At 62.3% G+C, this 12,960-nt stretch carries 11 protein-coding genes; 8 read left to right on the plus strand and 3 right to left on the minus strand.

The window, feature by feature from the left end; translation table 11 throughout:
* Positions 1 to 84 precede the first annotated feature (84 nt).
* The 8 genes from H9646_RS06740 (at position 85) to H9646_RS06775 (ending at position 10,180) form a co-directional block, all read left to right on the plus strand.
* Positions 85 to 2,319, plus strand: a complete 2,235-nt coding sequence (locus H9646_RS06740) for a TonB-dependent siderophore receptor (protein ID WP_191722578.1) — start codon at positions 85 to 87, stop codon at positions 2,317 to 2,319.
* A 13-nt stretch (positions 2,320 to 2,332) separates the two neighbouring features.
* The gene (locus H9646_RS06745) at positions 2,333 to 2,623 is read left to right on the plus strand and encodes a hypothetical protein (protein WP_191722579.1); all 291 of its coding nucleotides are present in this window, start codon (positions 2,333 to 2,335) and stop codon (positions 2,621 to 2,623) included.
* A gap of 3 nt (positions 2,624 to 2,626) precedes the next feature.
* A complete protein-coding gene (locus H9646_RS06750; protein ID WP_191722580.1) occupies positions 2,627 to 4,339 on the plus strand; it encodes a PepSY-associated TM helix domain-containing protein in 1,713 nt (570 codons plus the stop codon).
* Positions 4,336 to 4,689, plus strand: coding sequence for a DUF3325 domain-containing protein (locus H9646_RS06755; RefSeq protein ID WP_191722581.1), 354 nt, complete (start codon positions 4,336 to 4,338; stop codon positions 4,687 to 4,689). The genes H9646_RS06750 and H9646_RS06755 overlap by 4 nt, the downstream gene beginning before the upstream one ends.
* A 110-nt stretch (positions 4,690 to 4,799) precedes the next feature.
* Positions 4,800 to 5,981 (plus strand): efflux RND transporter periplasmic adaptor subunit, encoded by a 1,182-nt coding sequence (locus tag H9646_RS06760; RefSeq protein WP_191722582.1) that lies wholly within the window; start codon positions 4,800 to 4,802, stop codon positions 5,979 to 5,981.
* Positions 5,975 to 7,993 carry a MacB family efflux pump subunit gene (locus H9646_RS06765; RefSeq protein ID WP_191722583.1) on the plus strand — a complete coding sequence of 673 codons (2,019 nt, stop codon included), beginning with the start codon at positions 5,975 to 5,977 and terminating at the stop codon, positions 7,991 to 7,993. Before H9646_RS06760 ends, H9646_RS06765 begins: the two co-directional genes overlap by 7 nt.
* Positions 7,994 to 7,995: 2 nt before the next feature.
* On the plus strand, positions 7,996 to 9,420 hold the full coding sequence (locus H9646_RS06770) for an efflux transporter outer membrane subunit (RefSeq protein ID WP_318244906.1): 1,425 nt from the start codon (positions 7,996 to 7,998) through the stop codon (positions 9,418 to 9,420).
* A 172-nt stretch (positions 9,421 to 9,592) separates the two neighbouring features.
* Entirely contained in the window at positions 9,593 to 10,180 is a 588-nt protein-coding gene (locus tag H9646_RS06775; RefSeq protein ID WP_191722584.1) for a hypothetical protein, read from the plus strand.
* A gap of 136 nt (positions 10,181 to 10,316) precedes the next feature.
* Here the strand turns inward: H9646_RS06775 and H9646_RS06780 are convergent, their stop codons facing one another.
* The 3 genes from H9646_RS06780 to H9646_RS06790 all read right to left on the minus strand — a co-directional run bounded on the left by H9646_RS06780 (position 10,317) and on the right by H9646_RS06790 (position 12,921).
* Positions 10,317 to 11,021 (minus strand): riboflavin synthase subunit alpha, encoded by a 705-nt coding sequence (locus H9646_RS06780; RefSeq protein ID WP_191722585.1) that lies wholly within the window; start codon positions 11,019 to 11,021, stop codon positions 10,317 to 10,319.
* A gap of 67 nt (positions 11,022 to 11,088) precedes the next feature.
* On the minus strand, positions 11,089 to 11,487 hold the full coding sequence (locus tag H9646_RS06785) for a diacylglycerol kinase (protein WP_191722586.1): 399 nt from the start codon (positions 11,485 to 11,487) through the stop codon (positions 11,089 to 11,091).
* Between the two features lie 189 nt (positions 11,488 to 11,676).
* Complete coding sequence (locus H9646_RS06790; RefSeq protein ID WP_191722587.1) at positions 11,677 to 12,921, minus strand: aminotransferase-like domain-containing protein; 1,245 nt, start codon at positions 12,919 to 12,921, stop codon at positions 11,677 to 11,679.
* Positions 12,922 to 12,960: the final 39 nt, after the last annotated feature.

The following is a 12,960-nucleotide window of genomic DNA, read 5'->3' on the forward strand; positions in this document are numbered from 1 at the left end:
GCCACAGCAATTACTGGCAGCTCCTAGCAAGCGCACCGTGCGGTTTCTATGGGCTTTTTCATAGATTTCGCTCTTTTCCCGCTCATGCTGTCCCATTCTTTCAGCGCGTTTTCCCGTGCCGTGCCCGGCCCTTTGCATGCCCACGCCGTGGCGGCATCTCTGGCTTTTGCCTTGCCCTGTGCGGCCTGGGCACAAGCTGCATCCACGCCTTCAGCTGCGGCTGCGCTGGATGAGGTGACGGTGACCGAAAAGCTGGCCCCTAGCGTCTACAGCGAAGCCAGCGACTCTTACGTGCCCAAGGCTGTGGAAGTGGGGAAGGCGGCGCAGTCCTTGCGCGAAATTGCGCAATCCGTCACGGTCATCACGCGCCAGCGCATGGACGATCAGGCGCTGCGCACGCTGGATGACGTCATGAACCAGACCACGGGCGTGACACGCGAGGAGAGCTGGCTGGATACCACCTACCTTTCGCGGGGTCTGCAGATCAGCAATGTGCGCTATGACGGTGGTGCGGCAGGCTCTACCCGCTCGGGCACGCGCAGTCTGGACATGGCGCAGTTTGACAGTGTCAGCCTGCTGCGTGGTGCCGATGGGATGTTTGGCGCTGGCGAGGCTGGCGGTGTCATCAACTTCACCTACAAGCGCCCTTTGGCGCAGCGCCAGACGCAGGTGCTGCTGTCTGGCGGCACGATGAATAACTACCGCGCAGAGCTGGATACCACCGGCGCACTCAACGCCGAAGGCAGCTTACGCGGGCGTTTTGTGGCGGTCAATCACGACCGCCGCGAAATGGCCAAGCCGTCGCGCCTGAAGCGGCAAATGCTTTACGGCGCGCTGGAGATGGATGTTGCTCCGGAAACCACGCTGATGCTGGGTGCCAGCTACCAAAAAGACCGCAACACAGGTTTTAACGCCAGCTTGCCGCGCTATGCAGATGGCAGTGATATCGGTTTGCCACGTGACACGAACATGGGCGCGCCGTGGAACTGGATTGAGCGTGAAAACAAAACCGTGTTTGCCAAGCTGGAGCACCAGCTGACATCCAACTGGCAACTGAAAACACAGCTGCGGCATACCCGCTTCAATGAGGGTGTGAATGGCGCTGAAATTGAGAATGCACCAGACCCCGTCACTTTGGATGGTACTGACTGGTGGATTCACCAGAGCAAATCCAATGCGCGTGAAACCAGTCTGGATGTGAATGTGCAAGGCGGCTTTGATGCCTTTGGCCAACGCCACGATGTGATCGTGGGCTGGGACATGCACCGCACCAGCGATTTCAATCGCAACCTGTGGCCCCGCATTGGCCCCGCCGATGTGTTTGATCGTACCCCTCCGGCAGACCCTGGCTACCCTTTGGGCGCATGGACGGGGGGCTCGCAGACCCGCACGCAAAAGTCGGGTGTCTATGGCTCATTGCGCTTGCGGCCCATTGAGGATTTTGCAGTGATCCTGGGTGGTCGCTATACCCTGAAAGATAACAACACCCAGCACGATATGCAGGGCCTGCTCACGTCAAAAAGCCGTGAAAGCCATGTGTTTGTGCCCTATGTAGGGGTGGTGTATGACCTGTCCAAAACAACCAGTGTGTACGCCAGCACGGCAGAAATTTACCAGTCGCAAGCAGGCAAGTTCTCGGCGCCGCTGCCGGGGGTGCCGCTGGACCCTGTGCGCGGGCGCACCTATGAACTGGGTATCAAGGGTGAGTGGGGCCGTGATCTGATGGCCAGCGCGGCCCTGTTCCGTACCGAGAAAAAAGGTCAGGGCGTGGTGGACCCCGCTTACCCGCAGACCGACTGGCGCGGTGGCTGCTGCTACTTCCGTGATGGTTATCAGCTCAGCCAGGGCATCGACCTGGAGGTGACGGGGCGCATCACCCCCAACCTGCAGGTGGCGGTGGGCTACACGTACAACGACAACGAAGACAAGCGCAAAGACAGCGCGCAATTTAGCACCGTCACACCGCGCCATCTGTTCAAGGCGTGGGCCGATTACCGCATGAGCGGTGCCCTGCGTGGCTGGAGTCTGGGCGCTGGCGTTGTGGCGCAAGGCTCGACCTTCCGCGCATCGGGCATCAATGCCTACAACCCCGTCAGTGGCCGCTATGACGGTGCGTGGACGCCGTACCAGTTCACATCGGCAGGCTATGCCATCTGGTCTGCCCGTCTGGGCTATGTGATCAACAAGGACTGGAGCGTTGCATTGAACGTTGGCAACCTGTTTGACAAGACGTACTACAGCACCGTGGGCTACGCCGGCTATGGCAATTTCTATGGTGAAAAACGCACCATGGCAGTGACCCTGAAGGGTCGGTTCTGATGGGATGGCAGTGATGGATCAGTTTTCTGACAGATACCCGAGCTGGGCGACTGTTTCGCGCATAGCGGCCGCTGTGCTGGGGGGCTATGGGCTGTCCAGCGCCTGGGTCGTGCTGTGGGGGGCCATGCAGGCCAGCAAAGTGGAGGCCATTTTGGCGGGTGTGCAAACCAGTTTTGTGCTGTACGTTGCGGCGGTCATCTGGGCGTTTGCACCGGTGCCATTGGGCCGTGTCTGGGGCGTATTGCTCACTGCGGTGGTGGCGCTGCTGGGTGCTGCCATGCTGCTTTCGGTTGTGTGGGGTTGAGTGATGGGTCAGAAAAAGAAAGCCCTGCGCGCAGGGCAAGGTGGTTTTCGGCAGGCGCAGTCATGGCTGCACACTTGGTGCGGGCTGTGGTTTTCCTGGCTGCTGTTTGCGGTGTTTCTGACCGGCACGCTGGCGGTGTTTCAAGATCCGATCACCCACTGGATGACCCCGGAGCACCATGCCCAGGAAAAGGCTGCCAATGATGCCAAGGCCACAGCCCAGTCAGCGCCAGCAGCCTCGCTCAGCCAGCGTCTGGCGTGGGCAACAAACTATATGCAGCAGCAGCACCCCGGTGCAGGCATGTGGGAGCTGTGGCCTGCGGAGGCAGACGGTGCTGGCGATTTGCGCGTGTTCTGGTTTGATGCCAATGGCCAGTACGCGTCAGCAGAGCTGGACAGCGCGACCGGAGAGCCGCTCATTGCGCAAAGCGAGCAGCCGGTGCGCCAGACCATGGGTGGCCATCACTTTGTGGACTTTCACTACCAGCTGCATGCAGGTCAGCTGGGGCTGTGGATCGTGGGGGTTGCGGCCATGGCGATGCTGGTCGCTTTGGTGAGTGGCGTCATTACGCACCGGCGCATCTTCAAGGATTTCTTTACATTCCGGCCCCGCAAAGGGCAGCGCAGCTGGCTGGATGCACACAACGCCGTGGCAGTGCTGACCTTGCCGTTTCAGCTCATGATTGCGTATACGGGCATAGCGATTTCAGGTTTGACGTTCATGCCTGCAGGCATTGCAGCGTACTTTGGAGCGGGCGCCGACAGCACCCGCACGTACTTGTCCGAGCTGAACGAGCCGGGCAAGCCACAACGCTCGGGGCACTTCATGGCGGTTCCTGATCTGGAGCCGTTTGTGGTGCGAGGGCAGGCCTTGATAGGTCAGCCTGTGCGGGCGGTGGTGGTGGACTATCCGGGTGACGCATCGGCACGTATTGGCGTGTATGGCTGGAACGCGCAAGACAGCGTGAACCGGCGATTGAGCTCCACCAGCGGCATGGCCATGTTCTCGGGATCGACGGGTGAGGTGCTTCAGGTTCGCGCACCCGGCGATACCGATGGTGGCACCGCCAGGCTGGCCCAGTCGGTCATGGGGGGCTTGCACATGGTTCCCTTTGGCGGCTGGATGCTCAAGTGGGTGTACTTCGTCTGCGGGCTGGCCGGCAGCGCCATGATGGCCACGGGCGCCATTTTGTTCATGGTCAAACGCCGCGGCAAGCATCAGGGTGAGTTTGGCGGCGCAACCGCGTCGGTTTACCGGTTGATAGAGGGGATGAACGTGGCGGCCATTGCCGGGCTGGCGGTGGCATGCGTGGGCTTCCTGTGGGCCAACCGCGTCATTCCTGTTCACCTGGCTCACCGCGATGACTGGGAGCTGGGGGCATTTTTTGCGGTGTGGCTGCTCAGCTTGCTGCACGCGCTGGCCCGCCCCCCTGCTGCTGCATGGCGTGAGCAACTGGGGGTGCTTGCGCTGCTGTGTCTTGCACTGCCCGTACTCAATGCGCTCACTACGGACGAGCACTTGCTTGCCTACCTGCTGGAGGGCGACTGGGAAAGTGCAGGCGTGGAGCTGTTTGCGGTGGCTGCAGGTCTGTGCGCGCTGTGGGCTTTGCGTGTGCAGCGCCAGCGGCGTGCCATGGGCGCTGCCCGCGCGCCAAAGAAGCCCAGATCTTTAAGCCATCCGGCCCCGCTGGAGCCAGTGCAGGAGACGACCGCATGAGTGCACTTTACGCATCTTTGCAGGCATTGGCACTGTCTACGGCAGGCATGGCAGCACTGGCTTTTGCCATCGACCGCCACCATGAGCAGTTAACTGGCGCGGATGCGCAGCCTGCCACGCAGCGTGTGGTTTTGCGCAGCCTGGGCGCATTGTTTTTGGCGGCAGTCCTGCTGCCCTGTGTGCTGGCCTGGAGTGCATCGGTGGGGGTGGTTGCCATGCTGGGGTTCTGGTCGCTGGGAGCGCTGCTGGTGGCAGGGCTGATGTCGCTGTCACCGCGCCTGATTGCGTGGATGGGTGCCGGCGCTGGGCTGCTGGGCGCGTGCGCGGCGGTGTTCGGTCTGGCTGGGTAAGTCAAGGTGGCGGCAAGGCATGTGCGTGCCGCACAGCGCCGGGCTGATGTGTTTTTTGTGCAGTGGGAAGCCGCAGGGCTTTCTTGTTTTTCTTTGAAAGTGCCAGGCTGATGTTGTTGGGTAGCAAGAAGCGTTGGGCAATCATTGCCCTGGTGGCGGTGAGTGGGCTGGGTGCCATGCTGTGGTGGGCCAGTCGCCCGGTGACGACGTACCAAAGTACGCCGGTGGCGCGAGGTGAGGTGGAGGCAACAGTCACCGCCATAGGTGTGGTTCAGCCGCGCCGCTATGTGGATGTGGGGGCGCAGGTGTCCGGTCAGATCACCCGGCTGCTGGTGACACCGGGCACCCAGGTACAAAAAGGGGCGCTGCTGGTGGAGATTGACCCCAGTGTGCAAAAGGCTACGGTGGATGCAGGCCGTGCTTCTCTGGCTGGGCTGAGTGCCCAGCTGGCTGAGCAGCAAGCGCAGCACCGGCTGGCCCAGCAGCAATGGTCGCGCCAGCAGCAGATGGCCCGCGATGGCGCCACACGCGAAGAAGATCTGCAGATTGCACAGGCGCAACTGGCCGGTGCTGCTGCCCGGATTGAACACCTCAAGGCGCAAATCACGCAGACACAGGCCACCTTGAAGGCCGACGAAGTCAGACTGAGCTACACGCGCATTTATGCCCCCATGACAGGCACCGTTGTTGCGGTGGATGCCCGTGAGGGGCAAACACTCAATGCCACATACCAGACACCGAGCATTTTGCGTATTGCTGATCTGACGGCCATGACCGTGTGGACCGATGTCTCTGAGGCCGATGTGCGCCGTGTCAAAGAAGATATGCCGGTGTACTTCACCACACTGGGCAGCGCGGACCAGGACAAGCCTCGCCGCTGGAGCAGTCAGGTTCGCCAGATATTGCCTGCGCCATCGGCCAGTACTGCACCGGCGGGAGCGGCGACAGGCGCGCCCGCACCCGCCACCAAAGCTGTGGCCTACACCGTGCTATTTGATGTGGACAACCTGGATGCTGAGCTGATGCCGCAGATGACCGCGCAGGTGGTGTTTGTCACAGCCCGTGCACAAGGTGCCCTGGCCGTGCCATTGATTGCTTTGAAAAGCGATGGAGACAGTGGTGCATATGTGGCGCAGGTGCTGAACGCCAAAAACCAGCCCGAGGCCCGGCAGGTGCGTGTGGGCGTGCGCAGCCGGCACCAGGTGCAAATACTGGAAGGCCTGAAAGAAGGCGAGCAAGTGGTGACCGGCCAGAGCACCACCGATAGCGCGCTGCGGTGGCTGCAATGGTAAATGCAGTACATGACAGCACGCCCTCCTCAGAACCTGCTGCGCCACTGATCAGTCTGCGCGGCATCTGCAAGCACTATGGCGGGGCTGCGACAGGGCAGCCCGAGGTCACCATATTGCGCGGAATTGATCTGGACATCTACGCGGGCGAGTTCGTGGCGGTGGTGGGCAGTTCGGGGTCAGGCAAATCCACACTCATGAACATTCTGGGCTGTCTGGATCGGCCCAGCAGCGGCACCTACTACTTTCAGGGGCAGGACGTTGCGGGGCTGGATGCCGATGCGCTGGCATGGCTGCGCCGCGAGGCTTTTGGCTTTGTGTTTCAGGGCTACCACCTGATTGCCAGTGAGACGGCGCAAGAAAACGTGGAAATGCCAGCCGTCTATGCCGGGCTGTCTAAAGAAGAGCGTGCGCAGCGTGCCACCAGCTTGCTGGCAAGGCTGGGGCTGCAGGAGCGCTTGAACAACCGCCCCCACCAGCTTTCAGGCGGACAGCAGCAGCGTGTGTCGATTGCAAGAGCGCTGATGAATGGCGGCAGCATTATTTTGGCCGACGAGCCGACGGGCGCGCTGGATTCGCACAGCGGTGCCGAGGTGATGGCCTTGCTGGGCGAGCTAGCCGATGCAGGCCACACTATCTTGCTGATCACCCATGACCGTGAAGTGGCTGCGCAGGCGCGGCGTGTGATCGAAGTGCGCGATGGCAGCGTGGTGAGTGACAGTCAGGCCGCCCATGCGCCACAGGCTTTGCCTGCGCCAGAGGGCGCACCGATACCTGCCTTGCCGCACTTTCCTGCAGCCACCGACAGCAGCAGTGCCAGCTGGTGGGCCGACCTCATGGAGGCCGCACGCAGCGCCTGGCGTGGCATGCACACCAACCGCGCCCGCACCAGCCTGACCTTGCTGGGGATTGTGATTGGCGTGGCTTCAGTGATCGTGATGCTGGCCATTGGTGAGGGTGCGCGCCGCCAGGTCATGGAGCGCATGGGAACGATGGGAACCGCCATCTTGTACATGGGCAGCAAGCCACCGGCCACGGGCGGGCCTGCAGGCAATCTGACCGAGGAGGACCTGGAGGCCGTGCGCGAGCTGCCTGACATTCGCCGGGTGCTGCCTGTCATCGGTGACCCCATTACCGTGCGCTATGGCAGCGCCGACAAGCAGATTTACGCTTTTGCGGCCAGCGAGGAAATGCCCGCCGTGCACCACTGGCCGGTGGCCCTTGGGCGCTTCTACACGGATGCAGAAGATCAGGATCTGGCCCCGCTGGTGGTGCTGGGGCACAAGGCGCGATTGCACTTTTTCCCGGATGAACCCCATCCGCTGGGGCGCCAGCTCATCATCGGCAATTCGGCTTTTGAGGTGATTGGCGTGATGAGTGAGCGCGGCGCAGATTCTGGCGCGCAGGACTATGACGACATGGTGTTCATTCCCTACCGCTCGGGCCGGGCGCGGGTCTACCAGAGCCAGACGCAGCCGGACTATGTGGTGATTGAGGCCATGTCATCCGAGCAGGTGCATGCCGCAGAAAACGCGATGCGCCAGCTGCTGCTGGCCCGCCATGGCGGGCGCGAGGATTTCGGCATTGGTAATGCGGCAGCACGCATTCAGGCAGAAGCCGCTACCCGCAAGAGCATGACTATGATGCTGGGCCTGATTGCTGCGGTCTCTCTGGTGGTTGGCGGCATTGGCGTGATGAATGTGATGCTGATGACCGTCAAGGAGCGCACGCGAGAGATTGGCATCCGCATGGCTGTGGGCGCTCGCCAGCGCGACATCCTGCGGCAATTTCTGACCGAAGCCAGCCTGCTGACCTTGGTGGGCGGTGCCGTGGGCCTGCTGGTGGGGCTGGCGGTGGGTGTGGTACTGATTGTGGCCGGGGTTCCTGTGGTGTTTTCAGTGCGCGCCATGGTGGGGGCGTTTGCGTGCGCCGTCATTACTGGCTTGATTTTTGGTTACATGCCTGCCAAGACGGCTGCGCGTTTAGACCCCGTACGGGCATTGGCAGGAGAATGAAAATGGGTATGCATAAGTCAGTGGCTGCGTGGGGCGCGGCGCTGGTACTGGGGGGCTGTGCGGCGCCTGCGATCGATACCGACCAGCCAGAGCCTGCCTTGCCACAGCAATGGCCACAGGCTGCTGCTGATGCTGCCAACGCCGACGCTGCGCTGAGCCAGCACTGGTGGCGCAGCTTTGGCAGCGCCGAGCTCGATAGCGTGGTGGATCGTGCGCGCATACAGAGCTGGAGCGTGGCAGAGGCCGCAGCACGTGTGCGCCAGGCTGCGGCGCGCTGGAATGAGGCAGGGGCCTCTTTGCTGCCAGAGGTGAGCGGCGGCATGAACGCCACCCGCAACAAATCGCTCAGTGGCAGTGGCGGGGTGGATGCAGCGCAAAACCGTTTCGCAGTCTCGCTGTCAGCCAGCTATGAGGTGGACTTCTGGGGAAAGAACCGTGCAGGCCGTGATGCCGCCCAGGCCGTCTGGAAAGCCAGCGTGTTTGACCGCGACACCGTGCAATTGACGGTCACCGCAGGTGCCGCCCAGGCGTGGCTGCACAGCGTGGCTTTGCATGAACGGGTGGATATTGCCCGGCTGAATCTGCAAAGCGCTGAGCGGCTGGTGCAGCTGGTGGAGTCCAGAGCGCGTGCCGGGGCCGCGTCTGCACTGGAGCTGGCGCAGCAAAAGGGCCTGGTGGCCAGCCAGCGCCGCAGTTTGCTGACACTGCAGCAGCAGGCACTGGATGCGCAGACCGCGCTGGCCACGCTGCTGGGGCAGGCGGGAGGGGCCGAGGTGGTCACCACCAGCTTGCTGGGGTTGCAGATGCCTGCCGTGGGGGCGGGTGTGCCAGCCCAGTTGCTGGTGCGCCGCCCAGACATTGCGCGGGCTGAGGCGCAGCTGGCCGCAGCCCAGGCCAACGTACAGGTGGCCCGTGCCGCCATGCTGCCCCGCCTGACGTTGACCGGCAGTGTGGGGGCGGGGGACGAGCGCTGGCAGCGCATTTTTGACAACCCGCTGTATGCACTGGCAGCCGGTCTGACAGCGCCTATTTTTGATGCGGGCAGGCTGGCGGCAGGCAATGCGCTGGCCATGGCCCAGCGCGAAGAACTGCTGGCCACTTACCGCAAAACCATCATTGAGGCGTTTGCCGATGTCCAGCTGGCGCTGCATGCCGTCAGCGGTGTGCAGGCGCAGGCGCAGGCGCAGGCCGAGGAGCTTGCGCAGGCGCACAAGGCGCTGAGCCTGGCAGAAACGCGCTACCGCTCTGGGGCCGAGAGTTTGCTGACGCTGCTCGACGCCCAGCGTACGCTGTACGCCGCACAAGATGTGGCCGTGCAATTGCGGCTGGCGCATCTGCAGGCCCATGTGTCGCTGTACAAAGCATTGGGCGGCGGCTGGGACATGGCCGCAGCGGTTGGCGCAGGCAATGGCCTGAATACGCAGTAAAGGCTGCGCCCTGCCTGGCACCACTACCAGTTACCAGCACTAGCAGTGCGGGCGCACCGTATGAGCCGCTAGGCGCTGAAGCTGTATGTCAAGGGCTGCCTTTCGCGCCAGCTATGGCCGCAAAGGAGCGAAGCCTGTAGAGTTGCGCACTCTTTCAGTGTCTGCTTGTTCCATGTCCCGATCCACATCCCCCATCTCCGCCAGTGACAGCTTTGAAGCATTCCTTGAGCCGTCGGATGTGGAGCAAATTTACATCGTGCTTTCGCTGGCCAGGCAATCGCACGGCAACGATTTACCGCGCGGTGTACTCGCCATGCTGGAGCAGCCTGCGGCGTTTGCCCGCAGCGCCATTGCGCACCAGGACCGGATTGCTCGCCGCCATTACGCGATTGCCACGCTGTTCGGTGTGATTGTGCTGGCGATGGTGTATGTGATGTACCAGGCCTTTACCACCCCGGACGTTGGCGTGCTCGGGCTGGTGCTGCCAGCGGCCATGGCCTGCTTTGCGCTGTGGCGCATGGAGCGTACGGTTCACCGCGCACGGCAAGGCAATTTGATGCTGCTTCGATTGCTCGATGCGCTGGACGGTCAGCCGTTCACCTATGACGCAGCCGCCTTTACACGCTTCATTGAAACGCAGCCTCTCCTGCAAGCTGCTGCCCAGCGGCTGGGGGATGCCAGCACGCTGGCGCTCAAGCATCTGGCAGCGCTGAAATACGAAGAAATTGAACAGCGAGGCAAGTCTCACGTGCATGCATGACGGGTGCTGCATTGCCACACCGCGTGGTACAGGGGGTGAAGTGCACAGATGAAATTAATAGCTTAAAGCGCCCATAACAAAAGGACTTCAGATAGTTTTGTATCTGAAGTCCTTGCTGTATAAGCGATATAAGCTCTTATTTTGGTAGTTTTGGCACATCCACAAAGTCATCCAGGTTCAGGCCTTTTTCCTGCAGCAGGGCCTCCAGCACGGGCTGCAAGCGGCCCAGACTGGCTTGAACGGTTTCGCGCACCGTGTCCACCACCACCTGCGTGCTGCGCTCGATTTCGATGTTCACCTCATCGCCCACGCGCTTGTGGCCAAACACCGTCATGCGCAGGGTTTCGGGAATCAGCCATACCTCGAACCAGCCTTGCTTGCGGTCGACCTCGGCCACGGTCAGGCTGGCGCCGTTGATGGCGATATAGCCTTTGGCAAACACGTAGGGGCGAAATGCTTCAGGAATGCCAAAACGTATCTTGTGGTTGGTCTCGGTGCTCAGCACCTCCAGCACCGGCGCGGTGAAATCCACGTGGCCCGACAGGGGGTGGCCGCCAATTTCTGCGCCATCTCTGGCGGCACGCTCAACGTTGAGCACATCGCCCACCTGGTAGCGGCCCAGCGTAGTGATGTTCAGGCTTTGCAGCATCACATCGAACGTGGCGCGGGTGGGCGAGAGCAGCTCAGTGACCGTCAGGCAGACACCATCGTGCGAAACACTGGCGCCAATGGCCAGGTCCTGGCAAAAGCCTTCGGGAAATTCCATGGTGAAGGTGCGCAGACCTTCCTGATCGTGCAGCGCGGCAATGCTTGCCACGGCTTGGATGATGCCGGTGAACACGGGTCGGGGCCTTCAGAGATAGAGAGACAAAAAACAATGCGGCACCAGCGTGCCAGCGCACCCAAGTTTAGTGCGCAAAGCGCTGCCACAGCGCCGCCAGCCAAATCCCCATGCACAGCAAAAGGCTCAGCAGCACTGCAGCGCTGCCCATGTCTTTGGCTTTTTTGGACAGGGCATGCCACTGGTCTCCCATGCGGTCAATGGCCGCTTCGATGCCGCTGTTGAGCAGCTCCACCACCAGCACCAGTACCACCACGGCTGCCAGCACGGCGGTCTCCAGCCATGTCTGGCCCAGCCAGAACGCAGCAGGTACCAGCACCATGGCCGCCAGCGCTTCCTGGCGGAACGCGGTCTCTTGCCATGCAGCCCGCAACCCATCCAGTGAGTAGCGCGCGGCATGCCACATGCGCGTCAGGCCTCGGCGCTTTTTCTGGGCGTTGACGGGTTCGGTGGGAGTGGGTTGCATACAAAAGAGAAAGAAGTGGAAGACCGCAGCGCGCCCTGCTGCAAAGGCACGATTGTAGAAAACATGGCTGCGGCTGTTTGTCGCAGTGCTTGCTGCCTGCTACTTTCTGCTTCCTGCTGGGAGCGGTGTTGCTGCCAGCATGCCTCATTCCTGCAGCATGCTGGCGCGGTGCGCCACGCGCGCTACGCTTTAGCTGAGCACCTGCTGCACGGCCTGTGCCAGGCGCTGCACCGCTTGTTCAATCTGCGGCACCTCGGGGGCGGCAAAGGACATGCGCAGGGTGTGAATGTCGGGCTGGCTGGGGTAAAACGCCTTGCCCGGCACATACACCACAGACTGGCTCACCGCCGCATCAAACAGGCGCTGCGGCTCCAGGTCGCGGTCGATCTGTGCCCACACAAACATGCCGCCTGCGGGCGTGCTGCAGCGGATGGGCTGGCCGGGCAAGGCATTCAAGCCATGCACCAGCGCCTGCATGCGGCGCTGGTATTCCTGGCGCGCGCGCTGCACTGTGCCGGCATAGCGGCCACTTTGCAGATAGCTGGCCGCCACCATCTGCGCCAGCGGAGAGGTGCACAAATCCACGGTTTGCTTGGCCACGGTGCAGCGGCGCTGCATGGCGGCATCGGTCAGCATCCAGCCCACGCGCAGTGCCGGGGCCACTGTTTTAGACAGGCTGGACAGATAGACCACCGGGTTGTGGCCCGGCGCTGCCAGCGTTTGCGCTGTTGCACGCAGGGTGTCGGGCACGGTGACGGCTTGGCCACTGGCAGCGTCAAAGCGCAGCTCGCCATAAGGGTCGTCTTCGGCAATCCAAAAACCGTATTGCAAGGCCAGCTCGACCAGCGCAGTGCGCCGCTGCGCCGACAGCAGCGTGCCACGCGGGTTGGAAAAATTGGGCACGGTGTACAGCAGCTTGGGGCGCTGGTGCGCAGGCAGATCGGCCAGCAGCTGGGCCAGCGCGTCGGTTTGCAGGCCATGTTCATCCATGGGGATGGAAACGATGTTGGCTTGTGCCAGACGCAGTGCCTGCAAGGTGGCCGGGTAGGCTGGCACTTCTACCAGCACGGTGTCGCCCGGCTCAATCAGCACGCGCACCAGCAGGTCAAACGCTTGCTGCGATCCGGTGGTGACCAGCACATCGCCAGCGCTGGCCTGCATGCCACGGTCGCGGGCTTGCTGTGCAAGGGCTTCACGCAGCGCGGGCAGGCCTTCGGTTGCGCCGTATTGCAAGGCGCTGGCACCTTGCGCCATGGCGTGGGTGGCGGCCTGCGCCAGTCCTTGGGCATCAAACAGGCTGGTGGAGGGGTAGCCCCCGGCCAGCGAGATCATGCCGGGGCGGCTCAGGTACGGAAACAGCTCCCGGATCGGGGAGCCCGCAGGCTCAGCAAACAACGCCGTGAAGGCAGCCAAAGGTGCAGCGGTGGTTGTCATGGTCGTCAAAGATGCAAGAAAAGGCGTAAAAAAGGCCGG

Source organism: Comamonas avium, from assembly GCF_014836675.1.
In the GTDB taxonomy this organism is placed as follows: domain Bacteria; phylum Pseudomonadota; class Gammaproteobacteria; order Burkholderiales; family Burkholderiaceae_C; genus Comamonas; species Comamonas avium.